21 protein-coding genes and 2 tRNA genes are annotated in these 21,117 nt (G+C 72.7%); 10 read left to right on the forward strand and 13 right to left on the reverse strand.

Going from position 1 to position 21,117, the window contains the following annotated elements; all coding sequences use genetic code 11:
* Positions 1-94: 94 nt before the first annotated feature.
* On the reverse strand, positions 95-727 hold the full coding sequence (locus ACF09E_RS17655; protein WP_392206118.1) for an alpha/beta family hydrolase: 633 nt from the start codon (positions 725-727) through the stop codon (positions 95-97).
* 107 nt (positions 728-834) lie between these two features.
* Positions 835-1,650 carry an SOS response-associated peptidase gene (locus ACF09E_RS17660; RefSeq protein ID WP_392206119.1) on the reverse strand — a complete coding sequence of 272 codons (816 nt, stop codon included), beginning with the start codon at positions 1,648-1,650 and terminating at the stop codon, positions 835-837.
* A gap of 48 nt (positions 1,651-1,698) precedes the next feature.
* On the opposite strand from ACF09E_RS17660, the gene ACF09E_RS17665 reads away from it, so the two are divergent.
* The 4 genes from ACF09E_RS17665 to ACF09E_RS17680 all read left to right on the forward strand — a co-directional run bounded on the left by ACF09E_RS17665 (position 1,699) and on the right by ACF09E_RS17680 (position 5,204).
* Entirely contained in the window at positions 1,699-2,388 is a 690-nt protein-coding gene (locus ACF09E_RS17665) for a M50 family metallopeptidase (protein WP_392205999.1), read from the forward strand.
* A 20-nt stretch (positions 2,389-2,408) separates the two neighbouring features.
* Positions 2,409-3,740: a 3-phosphoshikimate 1-carboxyvinyltransferase gene (aroA, locus tag ACF09E_RS17670; protein WP_392206000.1), complete on the forward strand. Its 1,332-nt coding sequence runs from the start codon at positions 2,409-2,411 to the stop codon at positions 3,738-3,740.
* Positions 3,741-3,743: 3 nt separating this feature from the next.
* Positions 3,744-4,757 carry a ribosome small subunit-dependent GTPase A gene (gene rsgA, locus ACF09E_RS17675; protein WP_361850243.1) on the forward strand — a complete coding sequence of 338 codons (1,014 nt, stop codon included), beginning with the start codon at positions 3,744-3,746 and terminating at the stop codon, positions 4,755-4,757.
* 123 nt (positions 4,758-4,880) lie between these two features.
* Entirely contained in the window at positions 4,881-5,204 is a 324-nt protein-coding gene (locus tag ACF09E_RS17680) for a multidrug efflux SMR transporter (protein ID WP_266969090.1), read from the forward strand.
* Here the strand turns inward: ACF09E_RS17680 and ACF09E_RS17685 are convergent.
* On the reverse strand, positions 5,096-5,749 hold the full coding sequence (locus tag ACF09E_RS17685; protein ID WP_392206001.1) for a TetR/AcrR family transcriptional regulator: 654 nt from the start codon (positions 5,747-5,749) through the stop codon (positions 5,096-5,098). The genes ACF09E_RS17680 and ACF09E_RS17685 overlap by 109 nt on opposite strands.
* 122 nt (positions 5,750-5,871) lie before the next feature.
* On the opposite strand from ACF09E_RS17685, the gene hisN reads away from it, so the two are divergent.
* From hisN to ACF09E_RS17700, 3 genes are all read left to right on the forward strand, one after another.
* Complete coding sequence (gene hisN, locus ACF09E_RS17690; protein WP_392206002.1) at positions 5,872-6,681, forward strand: histidinol-phosphatase; 810 nt, start codon at positions 5,872-5,874, stop codon at positions 6,679-6,681.
* A gap of 183 nt (positions 6,682-6,864) precedes the next feature.
* Positions 6,865-7,251 (forward strand): cyclic nucleotide-binding/CBS domain-containing protein, encoded by a 387-nt coding sequence (locus ACF09E_RS17695; RefSeq protein ID WP_392206003.1) that lies wholly within the window; start codon positions 6,865-6,867, stop codon positions 7,249-7,251.
* Positions 7,252-7,494: 243 nt separating this feature from the next.
* Positions 7,495-7,914 (forward strand): Fur family transcriptional regulator, encoded by a 420-nt coding sequence (locus ACF09E_RS17700; RefSeq protein WP_148006096.1) that lies wholly within the window; start codon positions 7,495-7,497, stop codon positions 7,912-7,914.
* A 122-nt stretch (positions 7,915-8,036) separates the two neighbouring features.
* Here ACF09E_RS17700 and ACF09E_RS17705 read toward each other — a convergent pair.
* From ACF09E_RS17705 to ACF09E_RS17720, 4 genes are all read right to left on the reverse strand, one after another.
* A tRNA-Met gene (locus tag ACF09E_RS17705) sits at positions 8,037-8,110 on the reverse strand.
* A gap of 63 nt (positions 8,111-8,173) precedes the next feature.
* A complete protein-coding gene (locus tag ACF09E_RS17710; protein WP_392206004.1) occupies positions 8,174-10,141 on the reverse strand; it encodes a sel1 repeat family protein in 1,968 nt (655 codons plus the stop codon).
* A gap of 204 nt (positions 10,142-10,345) precedes the next feature.
* Positions 10,346-10,419 (reverse strand) — tRNA-Met (locus ACF09E_RS17715).
* 45 nt (positions 10,420-10,464) lie between these two features.
* A complete protein-coding gene (locus ACF09E_RS17720; RefSeq protein ID WP_392206120.1) occupies positions 10,465-13,368 on the reverse strand; it encodes a UPF0182 family protein in 2,904 nt (967 codons plus the stop codon).
* 135 nt (positions 13,369-13,503) lie between these two features.
* Between ACF09E_RS17720 and ACF09E_RS17725 the strand changes: the two genes are divergently transcribed.
* Entirely contained in the window at positions 13,504-14,055 is a 552-nt protein-coding gene (locus tag ACF09E_RS17725) for a PPA1309 family protein (RefSeq protein ID WP_361857919.1), read from the forward strand.
* Between the two features lie 87 nt (positions 14,056-14,142).
* Here ACF09E_RS17725 and ACF09E_RS17730 read toward each other — a convergent pair whose 3' ends face one another.
* From ACF09E_RS17730 to ACF09E_RS17745, 4 genes are all read right to left on the reverse strand, one after another.
* On the reverse strand, positions 14,143-15,231 hold the full coding sequence (locus ACF09E_RS17730) for a PDZ domain-containing protein (RefSeq protein WP_392206005.1): 1,089 nt from the start codon (positions 15,229-15,231) through the stop codon (positions 14,143-14,145).
* Positions 15,232-15,297: 66 nt separating this feature from the next.
* On the reverse strand, positions 15,298-15,528 hold the full coding sequence (locus tag ACF09E_RS17735; RefSeq protein ID WP_392206006.1) for a hypothetical protein: 231 nt from the start codon (positions 15,526-15,528) through the stop codon (positions 15,298-15,300).
* Positions 15,529-15,744: 216 nt separating this feature from the next.
* The gene (locus ACF09E_RS17740; protein ID WP_361857924.1) at positions 15,745-16,206 is read right to left on the reverse strand and encodes a molybdenum cofactor biosynthesis protein MoaE; all 462 of its coding nucleotides are present in this window, start codon (positions 16,204-16,206) and stop codon (positions 15,745-15,747) included.
* A 101-nt stretch (positions 16,207-16,307) separates the two neighbouring features.
* Positions 16,308-17,417 carry an SDR family oxidoreductase gene (locus tag ACF09E_RS17745; RefSeq protein WP_361857927.1) on the reverse strand — a complete coding sequence of 370 codons (1,110 nt, stop codon included), beginning with the start codon at positions 17,415-17,417 and terminating at the stop codon, positions 16,308-16,310.
* A 214-nt stretch (positions 17,418-17,631) separates the two neighbouring features.
* On the opposite strand from ACF09E_RS17745, the gene ACF09E_RS17750 reads away from it, so the two are divergent.
* Both ACF09E_RS17750 and ACF09E_RS17755 read left to right on the forward strand, forming a co-directional pair.
* On the forward strand, positions 17,632-19,080 hold the full coding sequence (locus tag ACF09E_RS17750) for a zinc-dependent metalloprotease (RefSeq protein ID WP_392206007.1): 1,449 nt from the start codon (positions 17,632-17,634) through the stop codon (positions 19,078-19,080).
* On the forward strand, positions 19,077-19,598 hold the full coding sequence (locus ACF09E_RS17755; protein ID WP_392206008.1) for an NUDIX hydrolase: 522 nt from the start codon (positions 19,077-19,079) through the stop codon (positions 19,596-19,598). Before ACF09E_RS17750 ends, ACF09E_RS17755 begins: the two co-directional genes overlap by 4 nt.
* A 60-nt stretch (positions 19,599-19,658) precedes the next feature.
* Here the strand turns inward: ACF09E_RS17755 and ACF09E_RS17760 are convergent, their stop codons facing one another.
* The gene (locus tag ACF09E_RS17760; protein WP_361857936.1) at positions 19,659-20,414 is read right to left on the reverse strand and encodes an AIM24 family protein; all 756 of its coding nucleotides are present in this window, start codon (positions 20,412-20,414) and stop codon (positions 19,659-19,661) included.
* A gap of 19 nt (positions 20,415-20,433) precedes the next feature.
* On the reverse strand, positions 20,434-21,114 hold the full coding sequence (locus tag ACF09E_RS17765) for an AIM24 family protein (protein WP_361857939.1): 681 nt from the start codon (positions 21,112-21,114) through the stop codon (positions 20,434-20,436).
* Positions 21,115-21,117 lie beyond the last annotated feature (3 nt).

The following is a 21,117-nucleotide window of genomic DNA, read 5'->3' on the forward strand; positions in this document are numbered from 1 at the left end:
GCAGATGGTCGAACCCATGCGACGGACTCCCTCTTCCTTGCTTCACACCGACGCACGGAACAACAGTGCTCCCCCGCTCGGCATTCCCGGTGCGTCAGCCCAGGGAGCCGATCCAGTCGGCGACGCCGGCCACGAGGATCTCCAGTGCCTCCTCCTGGCCGAGCGGGGCGCGCTTGGGGAGCGCGAATCCGTGGTCCCCGTAAGGGATCTCGACGAGGCGGTACGGGCCGTCCGGGAACTCCGCGGGCCGTCCGAAGGGGTCGTTGCCGCCCTGGACGACGAGGGTCGGCAGGCCGCTGCCGAGGAGTTCACCGGCCCGGGACCGCTCCGGCCTGCCCGGCGGGTGCAGGGGGAAGCTCAGGGCGAGGACGGCGTGCGCGCCGAGCTCCCGCCCGGTGCGGCAGGCGACCCGGGCGCCGGCGCTGCGGCCGCCCGCGACGACCGGCAGGCCGGGCCGGGCGAGGGACGGCCAGAGTCCGCGCCAGCCGGTGTCCAGGGTCTTGGGGGCGGGCGCGACCTTCTTGCCCGCGACCCGCCAGGGCTGCTCGACGAGCGCGGTGGTCACGCCCCGGGCGGGCAGCGCGGCGGCCAGGGCCCGGAGGTCGCGGGCCTCGATGCCGCCGCCGGCGCCGTGGCCGAGGGCGAGGACGGCCCGGGGCGCGGGCGCCTCGTGCCAGGCGATGCGGGCGTCCCCGGCGTCGGTGGGGACGGTCTCGTACTGTGTCACGTCGGTCACGCCCCCATCCTGCCCCCGCCGGCGGTCCGGGCCGCGCCGCCGGGAGGGTGTCGGGCGAACCCCGCGCGCGGGAGGGCGCCGAGCCGTGTGGCGGCCGGTCAGAACAGGGTGCCGACCTCCGGGCCGTCCAGCTCCGTCAGCAACTCGGCCCCGTTGTTGCGGACGTTGCTGACCGCGGTCGCCACCGGGTAGGCCCGCATGAGGCCCTCCGGCGGGGCGGCGAGCAGACCGCGCAGCTCGTCGGGCCGGGTGGTCGCCGGGTCGAGCCAGGCGTCCCAGCGGTCCTCGGTGAGCATCAGCGGCATCCGGGGGTGGATGTCGGCGAGCGAGCGGGGGCCCTCGGCCGGGGCCACGCCGAGCGGCCCGGTCTCGGCCTCGGTGGTGATCACCGAGCAGGTGACCCACCAGGCCGAGGGGGCGCCGTCGGGAAGGGTCGGGTCCCGCCAGAACTCGTACAGGCCCGCCATCGCGAAGACCGAGCCGTCGGCCGGGGTCACGAAGTACGGCTGCTTGCGGGCCCTCTTCCTCTTCCCCTCGACCTCCAGCTCCCGCTCGCCCGCGCCGGTGACCCACTCGTAGTAGCCGTCGGCGGGCAGGATGCACCGGCGGGCCGCGAAGGCCCGCTTGAAGGAGGGCTTCTCGTCCAGGGTCTCGGCCCGTGCGTTGATCATCCGGGCGGCGCCCTCGGGCGTCTTCGACCAGGACGGCACCAGGCCCCACCGCAGTGCGCGGAGCTGGCGAACCGGACGCGGCGATCCCGCGTCCTTCAGAGGACGCTCCAGTACGGCCCAGACCTCCTTGGTCGGGGCCACGTTCCAGTCCGGTGCCAGGGCCTCCTCGGGCTCCCACTTCTCGATACCGAAGGCCTCGACGAGGTCCTCGGGCCGCCGACTCGCTGCAAACCGTCCGCACATACGTGCCACACTGCCACGATCCCCGACCCCCGAGGAGCGGCCCGAACGATGGACCTCGACCTCTTCGGCGCGCAGGCCGCGCCGGCCGAGTGGCTGGTGATCGCCACCGGCGTCGCCGCCCTGGCCGTCACCGTGCCCCGCCGCGTCTGGCTGCTCGCCCGCAACGCGATCACCATCGCCCACGAGGGCGGCCACGGACTGGTCGCCCTCGCCACCGGCCGGCGGCTCGAAGCGATCCGGCTGCACTCGGACACCAGCGGACTGACCGTGAGCCGCGGCCGGCCGACCGGCCTCGGCGTGGTCCTCACCCTGGCCGCCGGCTATCCCGCGGCCCCGCTGCTCGGCCTCGGCGGCGCCGCCCTGCTCGGCACCCACCGGGTGACCCTGCTGCTGTGGGTGGCGACGGCCCTGCTGCTCGCGATGCTCGTGATGGTCCGCAACGCCTACGGGATCCTCACCGTCCTGCTCACCGGCGCCGCCTTCCTCCTCGTGTCCTGGCTGACCTCCCCCGAGGTCCAGTCGGTCTTCGCGTACGCCGTGGTGTGGTTCCTGCTGCTCGGCGGCGTCCGCCCGGCCTTCGAGCTCCAGTTCAAGCGGCGCCACGGCGGGGCGCCGGACTCGGACGCGGACCAGCTCGCGCGGCTCACCCATGTGCCTGCCGGAGTGTGGCTGGTCTTCTTCCACGCCGTCGCGATCTCTGCCCTGATCGGCGGCGGGCGCTGGCTCCTGGGCTTCTGACTCCCCCGTACAGTGAGTCCATGACCGCAGCCACCTCCGCGCACATCGACCCGCCCACCGACCTCTGGCCCGCTCCGTATGCCCGCGGCGCCGTCGACGCGACCGTCACCGTGCCCGGATCGAAGTCGGTCACCAACCGCGCCCTGGTCCTCGCCGCGCTGGCCTCCGAGCCCGGCTGGCTCCGCCGCCCGCTGCGCTCCCGCGACACCCTCCTGATGGCCGAGGCGCTGCGCACCCTCGGCGTGCGGATCGAGGAGGGCGTGGGCCCGGACGGCTCGGGCGAGGCCTGGCGGATCATCCCCTCGCCGCTGCGCGGCCCGGCGACCGTCGACGTCGGCAACGCGGGTACGGTCATGCGCTTCCTGCCCCCGGTCGCGGCGCTCGCCGACGGCCCGGTGCGCTTCGACGGCGACCCCCGCTCCCACGAGCGTCCGCTGCACGGCGTGATCGACGCGCTGCGCGCGCTCGGCGCCCGCATCGACGACGAGGGGCGCGGCGCCCTCCCCCTGACGGTGCACGGCGCCGGCGGCCTGGACGGCGGCACCGTCGAGATCGACGCCTCCTCGTCCTCCCAGTTCGTGAGCGCCCTGCTGCTCTCCGCGCCCCGCTTCAACCAGGGCGTGGAGGTGCGGCACGTGGGATCGCGGCTGCCCTCGCTGCCGCACATCCGGATGACCGTCGACATGCTGCGGGCGGTCGGCGCGCAGGTCGACGAGCCGGAGCACGGCGGCGCCCCGAACGTGTGGCGGGTGGCGCCCTCCGCGCTGCGCGGCCGGGACCTGGTGGTCGAGCCCGACCTGTCGAACGCGCAGCCGTTCCTGGCGGCGGCCCTGGTCACCGGCGGCCGGGTGACGGTGCCGGACTGGCCGGCGCGGACCACCCAGCCCGGTGACGCGCTGCGGACGATCTTCACCGAGATGGGTGGATCCTGCGAGCTGACCGAGGCCGGTCTGACCTTCACCGGCACGGGCCGGATCCACGGCATCGACGTCGACCTCGGCGAGGTCGGCGAGCTGACGCCCGGCATCGCGGCGGTCGCGGCCCTCGCGGACTCCCCGTCGATCCTGCGCGGGGTCGCCCACCTCCGGCTGCACGAGACGGACCGGCTGGCGGCGCTCACCAAGGAGATCAACGAGCTGGGCGGCGACGTGACCGAGACCGAGGACGGTCTCCACATCCGCCCGCGCCCGCTGCACGGCGGCGTCTTCCACACGTACCACGACCACCGCATGGCGACGGCGGGCGCGATCATCGGCCTGGCGGTCGAGGGCGTGGAGATCGAGGACGTGGCCACGACGGCGAAGACCTTGCCCGACTTCCCCAGGATGTGGACCGAAATGCTCGGGGCCTGAACCATGCGGCGCTACGGCAAGCACACCGACGAGGACGACATCCGCCAGCGGCCCAACCGCAAGGGCACCCGCCCGCGCACCACGATCCGTCCCAAGCACGAGGACGCCGTCGAGGGGATGGTCCTCACCGTCGACCGCGGCCGGCTGACCGTCCTGGTCGACGACCGGGCGGTGACGGCGATGAAGGCGCGCGAGCTGGGCCGCAAGGCGGCCGTGGTCGGCGACCGCGTGTCGCTCGTCGGCGACCTGTCCGGCGAGAAGGACACGCTGGCCCGGATCGTGCGGATCGGGGAGCGCAGCTCGGTGCTGCGGCGCACGGCCGACGACGACGACCCGTACGAGCGGGTGGTCGTGGCCAACGCCGACCAGCTGGCCATCGTCACCGCCCTCGCCGACCCCGAGCCGCGGCCGCGGCTGATCGACCGCTGCCTGGTCGCCGCGTACGACGGCGGTCTCAGCCCGCTGCTCGTGCTCACCAAGTCGGACCTGGCGCCGCCGGACTCCCTCCTGGAGATGTACGGCGCGCTGGGCGTGCCGCACGTGGTCACCACCCGCGACGAGTTCGTCGACGGGGTGGCCGCCGAGCGGGTCCACGAGCACCTCAAGGGGCGGACCACCGCGTTCGTCGGGCACTCCGGCGTCGGCAAGACGACCCTGGTGAACGCCCTGGTGCCGCCGGAGCGCCGGCGCACCACCGGTGTGGTGAACGCGGTCACGGGCCGCGGCCGGCACACCACCACCTCCGCGCTCGCCCTGCCGCTCAACGACAAGGAGGGCGGCTGGGTCATCGACACCCCGGGCGTCCGCTCCTTCGGCCTGCACCACGTCGACCCGTCCCGGGTCATCCTCGCCTTCCCCGACCTCGTGCCGGGGACGGAGAACTGCCCGCGCGCGTGCAGCCACGACGAGCAGGACTGCGCGCTGGACGCCTGGGTGGCGGAGGGACACGCCGATCCGGCGCGGCTCGTCTCGCTGCGCCGGCTGCTCGCGACCCGTGAGCGGCGCGAGGGCGACTGAGCCCGGCCGGCCCGCGTTTGCGGGCGGCCGCGCCGTCCGCGTTTACGGACGACCACGATCGGTAAGGGCATAATCGCACCAAGTGCGACGAAGCAGTCACCGACGGCGTGGGAGGCACTGACGATGGCGTGGCTGCTGGTGGTGGTGGCGGGCTTTCTGGAGACGGGGTTCGCGGTCTGCCTGAAGCTCTCGCACGGGTTCACCCGGCTGTGGCCGACGGTCGCGTTCGCCGCCTTCGCCCTGGGCAGCTTCGGCCTCCTCACGCTCGCCCTGCGCAAGCTCGACGTGGGTCCCGCGTACGCGGTGTGGACCGGAATCGGGGCGGCGGGGACGGCGATCTACGGGATGATCTTCCTCGGCGACGTGGTCTCGACACTCAAGATCATCTCGATCAGTCTGGTCATCGTCGGGGTGATCGGACTCCAGCTGTCCGGCTCCGCGCACTGACCTCCCGCCCGCACCTCCTCGACGGTGGGGACCGCGGGCGCCACGACATGGCTGAGGGCCAGCCGTACGGCGAGTTCGCAGCCCGCCGCCCACCGCTCCCCCGCACAGGCCGCGGTCGCCGCCACCAGCTCGCCGGGCGCGGGCGGGCCCTCGTCGGCGCGGCGCTGGGCGGGGACGGCCGCGGGGCGGGCGCCGGGCCGGGCGGGCCGGGGTGCGGGCAGCCGATCGTCCCAGGCTCCGGTGAGCAGGGACCGCAGCACGGGGCGGGCGGCGGCCCGGGTGACGATCCACTCGGCGACGACGACCAGGTTCCGTTCGGGCGGGGCCGGCACGGCGAGCAGCCGCCGGACGCCCTGCAGATAGCTGTCGGCCTCCCGGTGCACCAGGGCGCGGGCGAGGCCCTCCTTGCTGCCGAACTCGTTGTAGAGGGTCTGCCGGGAGACCCGGGCGGCGACGGCCAGGTCCGCCATGCGCACGGTGGACCAGGACCGGTGCGCGAGCGCGGCGAGCGCGGCGTCGAGCAGGGCCTCGCGGGCAGTCGGCATCGGCGCCTCCCGGACCAGGGAATCGTTTCCGTGCCCAGCGTCGACAGGCGTCCGGGCACTGTCAAGGGGCCGCCCGTGGACGGTTCGCCGCGCCGGGATCACCCCGGGTTAGAGTGCCGACCATGGCCGATTACCACGATGATCTGCGTCTCGCCCACGTCCTCGCGGATGCCGCCGACGCGGCCACCATGGACCGTTTCCAGGCGCTCGACCTCAAGGTCGAGACGAAGCCGGACATGACTCCGGTGAGCGAGGCCGACAAGGCAGCCGAAGAACTGATCCGGGGGCAGCTCCAGCGGGCCAGGCCGCGCGACGCGATCCTGGGCGAGGAGTTCGGCGTGGAGGGCTCGGGCCCGCGCCGCTGGGTGATCGACCCGATCGACGGTACGAAGAACTACGTGCGCGGGGTACCCGTCTGGGCGACCCTGATCGCCCTGATGGAGGCCGGGGACACCGGATTCCAGCCGGTGGTGGGCGTGGTGTCGGCCCCGGCGCTCGGCCGGCGCTGGTGGGCGGCGAAGGGCCTGGGCGCGTACACCGGGCGCAGTCTCGCCTCGGCGACCCGGATCGGGGCCTCGAAGGTGTCCTCCCTGGCGGACGCCTCCTTCGCGTACTCCTCGCTGGACGGCTGGGAGGAGCAGGGCCGCCTCGACGGCTTCCTGGACCTCACGCGCGCGTGCTGGCGGACCCGGGCGTACGGCGACTTCTGGCCGTACATGATGGTCGCCGAGGGCTCGGTGGACATCTGCGCGGAGCCGGAGCTGTCGCTGTGGGACATGGCCGCGGTGGCGGTCGTGGTGCAGGAGGCGGGCGGTACGTACACGGGTCTGGACGGCCGGCACGGTCCGCACAGCGGGAACGCGGCCGCGTCGAACGGCCTGCTCCACGGCGAGCTGCTGAGCTACCTCAACCAGGAGGCCGCGGCGGGCTGAGCGCCCGGCCGGGCCCTCCGGAACATCGGCGTTCGAGCGCCCTCGGCACTCCCCGAGGGCGCCTCGCGCGCCCCCTTGTCGAGCCCCTGCCCCGGTGCCACTCTGAGAGTCCCCCCACTTGTGAACTTGTGAATCCGTTCTCGTTGAAGGCGGGAACGCTTCACCAAGGAGGTGGCTCCGCCCATGCTCGTCCGTGACGCCATGAGCACCGTGGTCCTCACCATCGGCCCCGCCCACACCCTTCGACAGGCCGCCCGGCTGATGGCGGCGCGCCGCGTCGGCGCGGCCGTGGTCCTGGACGGGGACGCCGGACTCGGCATCCTCACCGAACGGGACATCCTCAAGTCGCTGGCCCGCGACCAGAACCCCGACACCGAGACCGCCGGCTCCCACACCACCCACGAGGTCGTCTTCGCCGCCCCCACCTGGACCCTGGAGGAGGCGGCGGAGGCCATGACGCACGGCGGCTTCCGCCATCTCGTGGTGCTCGACGGGCACGGCCCCGTCGGCATCGTCTCGGTCCGGGACATCATCCGCTGCTGGGTCCCGCTGCACAGCGTCGCGGGATGACGCGGAGGCGGGCCGGAATCCGTGGGGATTCCGGCCCGCCCCCTCTTTCGGCGGGCGCCCTCGGCCGCGCAGGGCCTGGATCGCGACGTCGAGCCGCCCGCCGAAGTCCCCGTCCGCCCGCGGAGATCGTCGATCACCGCCGTGGGCGTACACGATCCTATAATGGACATTGTCCAGGTCAAGTGATCATCCAAAGTCACACGCGTTCGGGAAGCCGGGGCGCCGACTGTTACCCTGGCCCCCATGAGCGACCTGTTGGAACGACTGCGCGGACGCGGCTGGCGGATGACCGCGCAGCGACGCGTCGTGGCCGAGGTCCTCGACGGGGATCACGTACACCTGACCGCCGACGAGGTCCACGCCCGCGCCGTGACGCGGCTCCCCGAGATCTCGCGCGCGACCGTCTACAACACGCTCGGCGAGATGGTCACCCTCGGCGAGGTGCTCGAAGTCGCGACCGACGGCCGCGCCAAGCGGTACGACCCCAACGCCCACCGACCGCACCAGCACCTGGTCTGCGGCCGCTGCGGGGCGATCCGGGACGTCCACCCGGCGGGCGACCCGCTGGCGGACCTTCCCGACACGGAGCGCTTCGGCTTCACGATCTCGAACGTCGAGGTCACGTACCGCGGCATCTGCCCGAGCTGCGCGACCTCCGCCTGAGCACGACTCCCCGAGAAGGCCCCCGCCACGGCGGGGGCCTTCTCGCCGTGCCACAGGCTCCCGTGCGCACACGACGAAGGCCCGGATCCAGTGACTGGATCCGGGCCTTCGCTTCTACTGAGTAGCGGGGACAGGATTTGAACCTGCGACCTCTGGGTTATGAGCCCAGCGAGCTACCGAGCTGCTCCACCCCGCGTCGGTAGACACGACTCTACGGGACGCCGCGCGGCCGGTGCAAATCGATTGAACGGCGCCACCGTCACGCGGTCAGCTCCTGGTGGAGCGCCTCGCTCAGCCGCGCGGCCCGCTCCGCGACCTCGGCCGGACCCAGCTCCACCGCGCGGGCGCACCAGCGGCGCCCCTCGGTCAGCTCTCCGCGGCGCGCCGCGAGCAGGGCGAGCCGGAGCGCGGCGCGGCCGTGGCCGGCCCGGGCGGCCCGGGTCCACCAGAGGGACGCCTCGCGCTCGCTGCCCTCGCGGGCGAGGAGCAGCCCGAGGTTGAAGGCCCCGTTGCGGCTGCCGGCCTCGGCCGCCTCGCGGTACCAGCGGTCGGCCTCGGCCAGGTCGCCGCGCCCGGCGGCGAGCATGCCCACCCGCACCTGGGCGCGCCGGTGGCCCTGCTGGGCCGCCCGCTCGTACCACTCCTCGCACTCGCTCTTCTCCTCCCGGGGCGCGCCGAGGACGGCCGGGCCCGGGTCGGGGCGGCGGGCGTCGAGCACCGAGGCGAGCCGGAAGGCGGCCTCGGCGCTGCCGCCGCCGGCCGCGCAGCGCAGGTGCCGCTCGGCGGTGCGCTCGTCACCGTCACGGAGCGCGGCGATGCCGACCTGGAGCGCGGCCTCGGTGTGCCCGGCGGCCGCTGCCCGCTCGTACCAGACGAGGGCCGTGCGGTCGTCGTCGCGGCCGGCGTGGAGGATGCCGAGGTTGAAGGCGGCGTCGACGCTGCCGGCCTCGGCGGCCTTGGAGAACCACGGCTCGGCGCCGTTGGCGTCGCCGGCCTGGAGGAGGAGCACGGCGAGGGCGTTGGCGGCCTCGCGGTGGCCCGCGTAGGCGGCGCGGCGGTACCACTGCTCGGCCTGCGGGATGCGGTCCTGGGCGGCGCAGAGCAGCCCGAGGTTGTAGGCGCCGTTCACGTCGCCCGCGTCCATGGCCGCCCGGTACCAGCGCTCGGCGGTCTGCTGCTCTCCGCGGGCCGCGTGGAGCGCGCCGAGGGCGTTGGCGGCGTTGCCGTCGCCGTCCTGGGCGGCGCGCAGCCACCAGACGGCGGCGCTCTCCTCGTCGCCGGCGTCGCGGAGCAGGAAGCCGAGGGCGCAGGCGGCCTTGGCCTCGCCCTCCTTGGCGGAGCTGAGGTACCAGCGGCCGGCCTCCTTGAGCTCGCCGCGGTGCTCCAGGATCGCGCCGAGGTGGAGCGCGGCCCGCCGGTGGCCGCGGGCGGCGGCCTGCCGGAACCACTGCTCGGCCTCGGAGGGCTCGCCGGCGGCCTCGCCGACGGCCGGTCCGGGTGCGCCGCCGACGGGTGCGGCGGCGGGCGCGCCGGTGGGCACGAGGGCGCCGGTGCCGGGGACGCGGAGGCGGGTGCCGGTGTCGTGCGGGCCCCGGGTGGTCTCGGTGGCGCGCCGCTCCAGGGCGAGGGCGAGGCGGTAGGCGGCCTCGCGGTGCCCCTGCTCGGCGGCGGCGCGGAGCCAGCGCTCGGCGCCCACGTCGCTGCGGTGCTCCAGGAGGTCGGCGAGGGCGTAGGCGCCGAGGGCGTGGCCCTGCTCGGCGGCCTGGCGGAGCCAGTACTCGGCGGCCGGCTCGTCACCGCGCTCGCGGTGGTGGCGGCCCAGGGCGTGGGCGGCGGGTGCGGAGCCGGCGACGGCGGCGACGCGCCACCAGCCGGCGGCCTCGTCGGCGTAGCCGCGCTGGTGGAGCAGGACGCCGAGGTTGTTCGCGGCGGCCCGGTCGCCCTCGGCGGTGGCGGCGCGGAGGAAGGGCTCGGCGCCGTCGAGGTCGCCGCGGCGCAGCAGCAGCGCGCCGAGCGCGCTCATCGAGGCGAGGTCGCCGTGCTCGGCGGCGCGCCGGTGACGGGCCTCGGTCTCGGTCTCGTTCTCGGCATCGGTCTCGGCGGTGGTGTCGACGGCCGCATCGACGGCCCCTACTGCCTCGATGATCTCGTCCGCGGCGTTTCTGGCATGCCGCTGCACAAACCGCCCTGTCTCCAACAGAGTTGCCCTGTCCCCCATAAATACCATCGTCGCACCACCCGCAACCCGAGCACACCTGGTATACCGCAGCCAGTGAGGTCACTCAGCGTTTTGTCGACATGCCCACAGAGAGACAAGTCAAACACGACTCACGCCAACTCGCCCCTTCCCTACCGCTCTTCAGGCCCCCCGCGCACGCCGACACACGACGAGGGCCCGGATCCTTATGGATCCGGGCCCTCGTCCTCTGAGTAGCGGGGACAGGATTTGAACCTGCGACCTCTGGGTTATGAGCCCAGCGAGCTACCGAGCTGCTCCACCCCGCGTCGGTGAAACCACCGTATCACGGACGCGGGATGGAAAACCTCAGGTCAGCCGCTTGATCCCGTCGTCTTGAGCTTGGCCCCGGCCGCCGCGGCGCGGTCGAGCGCCGCCTGGAGGTCCTTCTGGGCCTGGCCGTAGGCCGTCCAGTCGCCCTTCGCCAGGGCGGCCTCGCCCGCGTCGTAGGCCGTCTGGGCGTCGGCGATGGCCTGCTTGAGCGCGGCGTCGTTGGACGCCGGCGGCGGGTTGCCGGTGCCCGGCGGGGTCGTCGGCGAGGTCGGCGGCGGCGTGGTGGGCGCGTCGACCCCGAAGACCGCGTTCAGCGCCTTGGTGAGGTTGTCCTCGAACACCGTGGTGTCCTTGGTCGTGTCACCGTCCGGCTGGTCGGCGTCCACGTACGACACCGCGACCTTCTTGAGGAGCGGGTAGAGCGCGTTGCGTCCCTGGGCGTACACCGGCTCCACGTACAGGAATCCGCCGTCGAGCGGGACGGTCAGCAGGTTGCCGTACTGGATGTCCGAGTCGGCGCCCTTCAGGTCCCGGACGAAGGTGGCGACGGAGGGCAGACCGTTGAGCTTGCTCTGCACCTGCGCCGGCCCCGGCACGTCCTCGGTGACCCGCAGCAGTCTCAGCCGGCCGTACTCCTTGCTGGTGGCGTCGGCGTCGACCGCCATGAAGGCACCCAGGTTGGGCCGCCCGTTCGGCGTGAACGTCGTCGTCAGCGAGAAGCGCTGGGCCGTGTCCCCGGGCATCTTCATGCTCAGGTAGTACGGCGGGACCGCGTTGCCGTCCTTGTTGGTCGGGTCGTCCGGCACCTGCCAGGCGTCCGAGCCGCTGTAGAACTGCGCGGGGTCGGTGACGTGGTAGCGGGTCAGCAGCTCGCGCTGGACCTTGAACATGTCCTGCGGGTACCGCAGGTGCTGCATCAGGTCGCCGGCGATCTCGGACTTGGCCTTGACCGTGCCCGGGAACGCCTTCATCCAGGTCTTCAGGACCGGGTCCTGGGTGTCCCACTGGTAGAGGTTCACCGTGCCGTCGTAGGCGTCGACGGTGGCCTTGACCGAGTTGCGGATGTAGTTGACCTGGTTCTGCTGGGCGACGACGGCGCGCTGCTGGTTGCCGACGGTCAGCGAGTCGGCCGTGGTGTCGCCGAGCGTGGTGCGCGAGGCGTACGGGTAGCCGTTCGTCGTCGTGTACGCGTCGACGACCCACTGGATCCGGCCGTCGACGACCGCCGGGTAGGCGTCGCCGTCGATGGTCAGCCAGGGCGCGACGGCCTCGACGCGCTGCTTGGGCGTGCGGTTGTAGAGGACCCGCGAGCCCTCGCCGATCGCTCCCGAGTAGAGGATCTGCGGCTCGCTGAACGCGACGGCGTAGGCCGCGCGGTTGAAGGTGCTGGAGAGGTCGACCCCGCTCTTGCCCTCGTAGCTGGTGGTCTTCTCGCCGTTCTCCTCGTAGTCCAGCTCCTTCTGCGGGCCGCCCACGATCGAGTACTGGTCGGTCTTCTCGCCGTAGTAGATCCGCTGCTGGTAGCTGCCGAGCATGCCCTTCGTGGGCAGTCCCGCCTCGGTGAAGACCGGCGAGCCGTTGGCGTCCGTCTGGGTACCCGAGGCCATGATCGCGCCGTAGCCGTGGGTGTAGGTGAAGTGGTCGTTGATCCAGTTCCGCTTGGGGATGCCCTTGATGTTGAGCTCGCGGAGGCCGACGACCGTGTCCTTGCCCTGGTAGCGGTCGACGTCCAGGGTGGTCGGGAACTGGTAGTACTTCCGCTTCTGCTCCAGCTGCTGGAACGTCGGCGACACGATGTTCGGGTCGAGGACGCGGTAGCTGGCCGCCGAGTCGGCGTCGTTGCGCAGCTGGTCCTTCGCCTTCACGGTCGACTTGCCCGAGTAGTTCTCGAGCTTCGTCTCGTCGATCGCGTACGCCTTGCGGGTCGCGTCGATGTTCTTCTTGATGTACTCCGCTTCCTTGGCCTGCTCGTTCGGCTGGACCTGGAACTTCTGCACGATGGCCGGGTAGAGGCCGCCGATCAGGACCGCGGAGAGCACCATCAGACCGAAGCCGATCACCGGCAGCTGCCAGGTGCGGCGCCAGAGCGTCGCGAAGAACAGCACGGCGCAGATCGCGGCGATGCAGAACAGGATGGTCTTCGCCGGCAGGTAGGCGTTGGCGTCGACGTACCGCAGGCCCGTCCAGTTGCCGGTGGCCTTGAAGTCGCTGGACTTCACGGCCAGGCCGTACCGGTCGAGCCAGTACGCCACGGCCTTCAGCGCCACGAAGACGCCGAGCAGCACCGAGAGGTGCCCGGTGGCCGCGGCGGTGGCCCGCGCGCCCGGGCTGGTGATCCGCAGCCCGCCGTACAGGTAGTGCGTGAGCGCGGCGGCGATCAGCGACAGGACGACGGCGGCGAAGCCGAAGGCGAGCAGGAAGCGGTACCAGGGCAGGTCGAAGGCGAAGAACGACACGTCGAGACCGAACTGCGGGTCCTTCTGGCCGAACTCCACGCCGTTGACCCACATCAGCCACGTGCGCCACTGGCCCGAGGCGGACGCGCCGGCGATCAGCGCCACCAGGGCGGTGACCGCGAGCAGCACCCACTTCTTGAACGGCGCGAGGCCCATCCGGTACCGGTCGAGGCTCTGCTGCTCCAGCGACATCGCGCTGAGCGGCGGCCGGAGCCGGTACGCCAGCCAGATGTTCAGGCCGACGGCGAGCCCCATCAGGAGGCCGAAGACGGCGAAGAGGCCGATCTTCGTCCACAGGGTGGTGGTGAACACGGACGAGTAGTCGACCGAGCGGTACCAGAGCCAGTCCGTCCAGAACCCGGCGAACATCACGAAGGCCATGGCCAGCACGGCCAGGACCCCGAGTGTCATGAGCAGGGTTCGGGCCCGCCGGGACGGCCGGCCGACTCTCATCCTCGGCCCGGACGGGCTACCGCCGCGGTCCGGCATCTGGAAAGCCAACGTGCGCCCCTCGATGTTGATGCGTCTGAAAGCAGGCCCAGCGATCGTAGAGCCCAATGGTGCAACTTACTGAGGCTTTACCTAGTTCCCGTATTCAGGGGAAGAGGAGGCAGGATATTGGTCATGTCCAACGTTTCCCCCTCCGGCCCGGCGATGGCCGCGAGCCCCCTCACCCGCGCGGTGCTCGAGATCGACGAGTACGCGGCGGGCCTCGGCTGGGACCAGCCGGCCCGCCTCTTCGCCCTGGTCGACACCGCACGGCTGCGTGCCAAGGAACCCAGGCTCGCCTCCCAGCTGGGCCTGGGCGACGACGCCACCGCCTACACCCCGATCGAGCAGGAGAAGCTGCCGCGCGGGAAGCCCCTCGACGAGTTCCTCGGCACGATCGCCTGGCCCGCCGGGGTCGCCGGCTGCGCCATGACGGTGGAGCGGCTCATGCTGCCGCCCTCAGCCGAGGCGCAGGTCCCGCAGGGCCTGAACGAGAAGCAGCTCGCCAAGTGGGTGGCCGCCCACCCGGACCGCCAGGAGGTCCGGATGACGGTGGCCGTGCTGCGCGGCGGCGCCCGCGAGGCGGCCATCCGGCTGCGCGAGAAGGACACCGCCACCGAGGTCCTGACCGGCCCCGACCTGGTGCCGGGCCTCGCCGAGGCGCTCACGGCCACCTTCGAGGGCTGACCTCCGCACGACGACGCGGAAGGGGCGCCCGGTCACGGACCGGGCGCCCCTTCTCCCGTACTCCCGGACCGCGCCCGGCGTACGGACCTAGCTCTTCGAGCAGCTCGGCAGGGACTTCGTGTCGCCCGCGCGGAGCTTCTCCAGGGACTTCGTGGCGTCCTCGATGGTGTCCACCCTGACGAGGGTGAGGCCGTCCGGGATGTCGCGCGCCGCCGTCTCGCAGTTGTCGGCCGGGGTGAGGAAGTACTGGGCTCCGGCGTTCCGCGCGCCGACCAGCTTCATCTCGATGCCGCCGATCGGGCCGACCTTGCCGTCGTCGTCGATGGTGCCCGTGCCGGCGATGAAGCGGCCGCCGGTGAGGCTCTCCGGGGTGAGCTTGTCGACGATGCCGAGCGCGAACATCAGCCCGGCGCTGGGACCGCCGACGTCGGCCAGCTTGATGTCGATGGTGAACGGGAAGACGTGGTCGGTGCCGGCCTGGATGCCGACGACGGCCCGGTCCCCCTCCTCCGAGGTGGTGGTCGTGATGACCACCTTCCGGGTGGCGGTGGGCTCCTTGCGGGCCTTCTCGGCGGCGGCCGCCTCCTTGGCGGGGACGATCGTGAACTCGACGTCCTGGCCGGGCTTGCGCTTGACGACCTGCTTGGCCACGTCCGCCTGCGCGGTGATCGCCACCCCGTCCACGGCCTTGATCACGTCACCGGCGTGCAGCTTGCCCTCGGAGGGCGAGCCCTTGATCACACTGCCGACGACGACCCGGGAGACGACCGGGATGCCCAGTTCCCTGAGGGCGGCCACCTTGGCGCTCTCCTGGGACTGGCTGAACTCCTCGGCGTTCTCCTGGGTCGACTCCTCCTCGGTCTTGCCGTCCGGGTAGAGCGTGTCGTGCGGCACCACCACGTTGTCGTGGGCCAGCCAGCCGTAGACGGCCTCGACGGCGTTCATCTTGTAGTCCGCGCTGGTGACCCGGACCGTCGTCATGTTGAGGTGCCCGTCGGTCGGGTAGGTCTTGCGTCCCGAGATGTGCAGCACAGGCTCTCCCCTGGCCTCGCCGAGGGTGTTGACCGTGGGGCCGGGACTCATCTCCGCGTACGGCACCGGGATCAGGACGCCCGCGATCAGCAGGCAGATCAGGACCAGGGTGGAGGCGAGCATCGTCGCGGTGCGGCGTGGCATGGAACGACAGTACGGGACTCGCCTGTGGGTGCACCCCTGGGGCGGTCCGTACGAGGAGGCCCGGCGTCAGCTCGTCGGCGAGGCGGCGGCACCACCGGCGGCGGCGGCCGGTTCGCGCTCGGGGCGTACGGATTCGGGGGTCGTGGCGTGGGCGCGTTCCATCGCGTCCCGGAAACGGGCGTAGCCGGCGAGTTCGGCCACGTCGCCTATCGTCTTGTTCCTCGAAGCCCAGCTTCCCCATATCGCCGCGCCGACGACTGCGAAAAGCGGAATCAGCAACCAGGCCAGCGCTGCCATCCCGACCTCCCATCCCCAGTGAGTTGATCAGCAGACTCTGTCATCCGTGGGGTCAACGCTCGCGCGTGGGGGGCGGTTACGCAAATCGGGCGTTCGGCTACGCGCCGTCGGCGCGTCGCCTTGCCCTCGGGGGAGAACCGGCAGGTCGGGAAGGGCCGGCGTCAGCGGGCCCCGAGCGTGCGGCCGGGGGCGCACCCGATCAGGGGGCGGCGGGCCTCAGCAGGACCCCACCCACTCCTCCGTGCCGTCCGAGAAGGTCTGGTGCTTCCAGATGGGGACCTCGTGCTTGAGGTCGTCGATGAGCTTGCGGCAGGCCTCGAAGGCCTCGCCGCGGTGCGGGCAGGAGACGGCCACGACGACCGCGATGTCGCCCACGCCCAGGTCCCCCACCCGGTGGACGGCGGCCAGCGCGCGCACCGGGTAGTCGGCGACGACCTTCTCGGCGACCCGGCGCAGCTCGGCCTCGGCGGTCGGATGGCTGGAGTAGCCCAGACGGTCGACGTCGGCGCCGCCGTCGTGGTTGCGCACGGTCCCCACGAAGAGCGTGGTGCCGCCGGAGGCGTCGTCCCCGACCGCCCGGAAGACCTCGTCGAGGGAGAGCGGGGTGTCCCGGATCGCGAGGAGCTTGATCGGGTCGGCGGCGGCCTGCTCGCCGGGGTGGTCAGACGTCGGTGCCATGCGTCCATCGTGCCGTACGCGCGCGAGATCCCGGAATAGCGGATTCGACCGGTCGTCGGCGGCCCCTGTAGGAGGGTCCTACAGGGCGCCGGGCGCCCCGGTCAGATGCCCCGCCGCTTCCGCATCTGCCGGACCAGCGCCGCCGTGCCCAGCAGGGCCACCGTCGCGCCGGCCGCGCCCGCCGCCGTGGCGTCCTTGCGGCCCAGCCGGCGGCCGGCGACCGTGTGGCGGCCCTCGACCTCCTCCAGGAGCGCCGCGAGGACCTCCTCGTTGGTCCACTTCGGCCGCCAGCCGGCGTCGTGCAGGCGTCCGACGCTGACCACCCACGGGTGCATCGTGTACGCGAGGTCGCCGGCCGGGGACGGGGTGAGCCCGATCCGGTGGAGCCGGGCCGCGGCGCCGAGGGCGACGGCGGAGGGCAGCTCCATGCGGCGGATCCCGGAGAGCTCCTCGACCTCCTCCTGTTCGAGCCAGCCGTCGCAGCCGACCGCGAACTCGCCCTCGACCTTTTCGAGGGCCGCGTACTCCAGGGCGCTGACCAGGTCGTCGACGTGGCAGAACTGCCAGGTGGGCCGGGAGCCCGCGACGACGAGCAGCCGGGGCGACTCGAAGTAGCGGGTCAGCGCCGTGTCCGTGCCGCCGACGAGGACGGCGGGGCGGACCACGGTGACGTTGAGGCCGGGGTGCGCGCGGGGGGCCCGCCGGCCCAGCCGCTCGATCTCCAGCATGTCCCCGACGCCGGTGGCCTCGGCCGTGGCCCTGAGCTCGGCGTCCTCGGAGAGCGGGATGTCGTTGTCGGACAGGGCCCCGTAGACCATGGCGGAGGTGCACAGCACCACCCGGTGGACCCCCGCCGCGGCCGCGGCGGTCAGCACGGTCTGGGTGCCCCGGACGTTGTAGGCCGTCCGGGCGGCGGGGTCGGTCTCCAGGTCGAGGTCGACGGCGAGGTGCACGACGACGTCCGCGCCCCGCAGCTTCTCGGCGATGGCCGGGTCGCGCACGTCGAGGATGTGCCACTCGGCCTCGGCGACCTCGCCCCGTCGCTCGTCGAGGGCGACGACCTTCTTGATCTCGTCGGACGCGGCGAGGCGCCTGGTCAGCAGGTCGCCGACGCCGGAAGCGGCACCGGTGACCGCGACGACGGGGCCACGCCCGGCGGACCGGGTTGAGGGGTTTCGCGCTCCGCGAACCTGTGGATCTGGGGAACTCACCGGGCGTCTCCAGCGGTTGTCTTCAGTACGTACACGCATGACGCGTACGGACCAGGTGGCGTCCATCCTGCCGCAGGGCACGGTCCGGCGGAGCACCGAGCCCGTTTCCGGCCCGGATGTCTACGCTGGTGGTGTGCGGGGCCTGTCTGGACAGGCCCTGGTCGGGCAGTCGCCGTCGGCAGGAGGCCGGCGGCCCTACGAGCCGAGGAAACCTGTGAGTGACACCCCATTCGGATTCGGCCTTCCGCCGGAGGAGCCGGAGAACGGCGACGAGGGCAAGAAGAAGGACCCCGCCGGAGGTGGCCAGGGGTCCGGCGGCCAGAGCGGCAACCCCTTCGGGGCGAACCCGTTCGGCTTCGGCGGACTGCCCGGCATGGGCGGACTCGGCGGGCCGGGCGGTCAGGGCGGTGCGGACAACCCGTTCGCGGCGATGTTCGGCTCGCTGAACCCCAACGACCTCGGGGCGGCCTTCCAGCAGCTCGGCCAGATGCTGAGCTACGAGGGCGGTCCCGTGAACTGGGACATGGCCAAGCAGATCGCGCGTCAGGTGGTGGCCCAGGGCACCGCCGACGGCACCAAGGACGCCAGCGTGGGCCCGGCGGAGCGGTCCGCGGTCGAGGAGGCCGTGCGCCTGGCCGACCTGTGGCTGGACGGCGTGACCTCGCTGCCCTCGGGGGCGAGCACGGCCGTGGCGTGGAGCCGCGCGGAGTGGGTCGAGGCGACGCTGCCGGCCTGGCAGCAGCTGGTGGACCCGGTCGCCGAGCGGGTCGGCACGGCGATGGGCGACGTCCTGCCGGAGGAGATGCAGGCCATGGCCGGCCCGCTGATCGGCATGATGCGCTCCATGGGCGGCGCCATGTTCGGCCAGCAGATCGGGCAGGCCGTCGGCGCGCTCGCGGGCGAGGTCGTCGGCTCGACCGACGTCGGCCTGCCGCTCGGACCCGCGGGCCGGGCCGCGCTGCTGCCGCTGAACGTGGAGGCCTTCGGCAAGGACCTGGGCGTGCCCTCCGACGAGGTGCGGCTCTACCTGGCGCTGCGCGAGGCCGCCCACCAGCGTCTCTTCGCGCACGTGCCGTGGCTGCGCGCGCACCTGTTCGGCGCCGTCGAGGGGTACGCGCGGGGGATCAAGGTCGACACCTCGAAGCTGGAGGAGGCGGTGGGGCAGCTCGACCCGACGCACCCGGAGCAGCTTCAGGAGGCCCTTCAGCAGGGCATGTTCCAGCCGGAGGACACCCCGGCGCAGAAGGCCGCCCTGGCCCGTCTGGAGACGGCCCTGGCCCTCGTCGAGGGCTGGGTGGACGCGGTGGTCCACGAGGCCGCGAAGTCGCGCCTCACGTCGGCGGACGCGCTGCGCGAGACGCTGCGCCGGCGCCGGGCCTCGGGCGGTCCGGCCGAGCAGACCTTCGCCACGCTGATCGGTCTGGAGCTGCGGCCGCGGCGGCTGCGGGACGCGGCGCGTCTGTGGGCGTCGCTGACGGACGCGCGCGGGGTCGACGGCCGTGACGGTCTGTGGGAGCACCCGGACATGCTGCCGACGGCGACCGACCTGGACGACCCGGACGGCTTCGTGCACCGCGAGCACCTCGACTTCTCCGAGATCGACAAGATGCTCGGCGAGGCCGCCAAGGGCGACGCCCCGGAAGACGGGGACGGCAAGGAGTGACCCTGCACGACGACGCGGTCCTCGTCCTCAAGGGGTACGAGGACCAGCCGGAGCTGCGCGACCTCTATCTGGAGCACCTGGACGCGCACCCGGACGGCATGTACAAGCCCTGCGGGGCCGGACACCTGACCTCCAGTGCGCTGGTGCTCGATCCCGGGCGCGGGCGGGTGCTGCTGACGCTGCACCGGAAGCTGGGCATGTGGCTGCAGATGGGCGGCCACTGCGAGGAGGGCGACACGACGGTCGAGGCGGCGGCGCTGCGGGAGGCCGCCGAGGAGTCGGGGATCCCGGGTCTGACGCTGCTGCCGGGCGGCCCGGTGCGGCTCGACCGGCATGCGATCCCGGCGCCCTGCCACTGGCACCTGGACGTGCAGTACGCGGCGCTGGCCCCGGCCGGCGCGGTGGAGCAGATCAGCGAGGAGTCGCTGGACCTGCGCTGGTTCGCCTACGACGAGGTGGCGGGCGTGGCGGACGCGTCGGTGGTCCGCCTCGTGGAGAGCGCGCTGGCGCGGCTCTAGCGGGGGGCGGGAGAGGGGGCGGTCGCCGGTCGGCGGCCGCCCCCTCTCCCGTGCGCGTGCCTAGTTCCAGGCGTTGTTCTGGTTCTGGGCGTGGGATCCGTGCTGTCCGGCGCCGAACTGCGCGGCGAGGCCCTGGCCGATGGCCGCGTTCTGCGGGGGCATGACCTCGCTGGGCTGGACGAGTGCGAAGCCCTGGCCGAGGAAGCTGAGCTCCCAGCCCTCGCCGGTGTTGCCGCGGCGGCTGCGGACGTTCGAGTTGTGCGTCTGCGCCTGCATCTGGACGCGCAGCCCGGTGGACCAGGCGACGATGGCGTCCGCGTCGACGCTGACGTACTTCTCGGGGGTGACGTGCATCATCAGCGGCTGCCCCGAGGTCATCAGGGCGACCCGGCCGCGGCCGGAGATGTTGAGCTGGTACTTGCCGGTGCCGGAGACGCCGTACTGGCTGTCGACGGCGATGACCTCGGTGTGGAGGGTCGAGTCGAGCGCGAGGACGTAGGCGCTGTCGACGGTCAGGCCCTCCTGCTCGACGTCCACGATGTGCACGTACTGGGCGAGGTTGGCGAAGTAGACCGTGCCCTGGCCGGAGCAGCGCATGAGGTCGAGACCCTCACCGGTGCGGGCCTGGGCCCGCCGCTGGCCGGGGGTCTTGTACTCGCCGTCGAAGTCGACGAGTCCCTGGTACGCGACCATGGCGCCCTTGCGGGCCAGGATGTCGTCCTGCCCGGTGAGGGTGACCCGCAGGAGCTGCGGGTTCTGGATGACGTACCGCTCCTGGCTCTGCTGTTCGGCGTGGTTGAAAAGCGGGCTCTGCATGGTGTGTTCTCGCTCCCCCTCAGCCCCGGACCCGCAGGCGGTCGGTGCTGTCCTCGCTCGGCTGTACGACGACGATGCCCTGGCCCGAGAAGGCCATCTGGAAGGCCTCGCCGCTGCCCCGCCCGATGAGGGAGGAGGCCTTGAAGCTGCGCTTGCCCTTGACCTTGAGCGACGGCGACCAGGCGACGAGCGCGTCGGGGTCGACGTACGTCTCGTCGTCGCCGCGGCCGCAGTCGACGACGATCGGCGTGCCACGCGAGGTCAGGGCGACCCAGCCGGTGCCGGCGATCTCGACGTTGAACAGGCCCTGGCCGGCGAACTTCGCGAGCCCCTTGACCCGCTCGACGCCCCACTGGAGGTGGGCGTCGAAGGCGAGCAGGTTGGTGCCGTTGACCGAGATCGAGTCGTTCTGGAGGTTGATCACGACGACGTCCGCGCCGTAGTCGGCGAGGTAGAGCAGTCCGTCGCCGGAGCACTTCATGATCGGCGCGCCCTCGCCGGTGGCCCACTGCTGGGCGACCTGGCGGACGGCGGGCGGGTTGGGCTCGTAGGTGATGAAGCCCTCGTAGGCGACCATGGAGCCGGTCCGGGCGTAGAGGTCCTGGCCGGAGGCCATGGCCACCTTGAGCATGGTGCGGCCGTGGTTCTCCATCCGGGCCGCGACGGGGGTCGGGGCGTAGCCCGCGAGTTGCTGGTTCATGAC

Origin of the sequence: Streptomyces sp. NPDC014891 (assembly GCF_043081085.1) — a bacterium.
Lineage (GTDB): Bacteria > Actinomycetota > Actinomycetes > Streptomycetales > Streptomycetaceae > Streptomyces.

What these genes read in the sequence shown, in the direction of transcription:
- ACF09E_RS17660 (WP_392206119.1), bottom strand. Translation starts at nt 1,650, where the DNA reads ATGTGCGGACGGTTTGCAGCGAGTCGGCGGCCCGAGGACCTCGTCGAG.
- ACF09E_RS17665 (WP_392205999.1), top strand. Translation starts at nt 1,699, where the DNA reads ATGGACCTCGACCTCTTCGGCGCGCAGGCCGCGCCGGCCGAGTGGCTG.
- aroA (WP_392206000.1), top strand. Translation starts at nt 2,409, where the DNA reads ATGACCGCAGCCACCTCCGCGCACATCGACCCGCCCACCGACCTCTGG.
- rsgA (WP_361850243.1), top strand. Translation starts at nt 3,744, where the DNA reads ATGCGGCGCTACGGCAAGCACACCGACGAGGACGACATCCGCCAGCGG.
- ACF09E_RS17680 (WP_266969090.1), top strand. Translation starts at nt 4,881, where the DNA reads ATGGCGTGGCTGCTGGTGGTGGTGGCGGGCTTTCTGGAGACGGGGTTC.
- ACF09E_RS17685 (WP_392206001.1), bottom strand. Translation starts at nt 5,749, where the DNA reads ATGCCGACTGCCCGCGAGGCCCTGCTCGACGCCGCGCTCGCCGCGCTC.
- hisN (WP_392206002.1), top strand. Translation starts at nt 5,872, where the DNA reads ATGGCCGATTACCACGATGATCTGCGTCTCGCCCACGTCCTCGCGGAT.
- ACF09E_RS17695 (WP_392206003.1), top strand. Translation starts at nt 6,865, where the DNA reads ATGCTCGTCCGTGACGCCATGAGCACCGTGGTCCTCACCATCGGCCCC.
- ACF09E_RS17700 (WP_148006096.1), top strand. Translation starts at nt 7,495, where the DNA reads ATGAGCGACCTGTTGGAACGACTGCGCGGACGCGGCTGGCGGATGACC.
- ACF09E_RS17710 (WP_392206004.1), bottom strand. Translation starts at nt 10,141, where the DNA reads ATGGTATTTATGGGGGACAGGGCAACTCTGTTGGAGACAGGGCGGTTT.
- ACF09E_RS17720 (WP_392206120.1), bottom strand. Translation starts at nt 13,368, where the DNA reads ATGCCGGACCGCGGCGGTAGCCCGTCCGGGCCGAGGATGAGAGTCGGC.
- ACF09E_RS17725 (WP_361857919.1), top strand. Translation starts at nt 13,504, where the DNA reads ATGTCCAACGTTTCCCCCTCCGGCCCGGCGATGGCCGCGAGCCCCCTC.
- ACF09E_RS17730 (WP_392206005.1), bottom strand. Translation starts at nt 15,231, where the DNA reads ATGCCACGCCGCACCGCGACGATGCTCGCCTCCACCCTGGTCCTGATC.
- ACF09E_RS17735 (WP_392206006.1), bottom strand. Translation starts at nt 15,528, where the DNA reads ATGGCAGCGCTGGCCTGGTTGCTGATTCCGCTTTTCGCAGTCGTCGGC.
- ACF09E_RS17740 (WP_361857924.1), bottom strand. Translation starts at nt 16,206, where the DNA reads ATGGCACCGACGTCTGACCACCCCGGCGAGCAGGCCGCCGCCGACCCG.
- ACF09E_RS17760 (WP_361857936.1), bottom strand. Translation starts at nt 20,414, where the DNA reads ATGCAGAGCCCGCTTTTCAACCACGCCGAACAGCAGAGCCAGGAGCGG.
- ACF09E_RS17765 (WP_361857939.1), bottom strand. Translation starts at nt 21,114, where the DNA reads ATGAACCAGCAACTCGCGGGCTACGCCCCGACCCCCGTCGCGGCCCGG.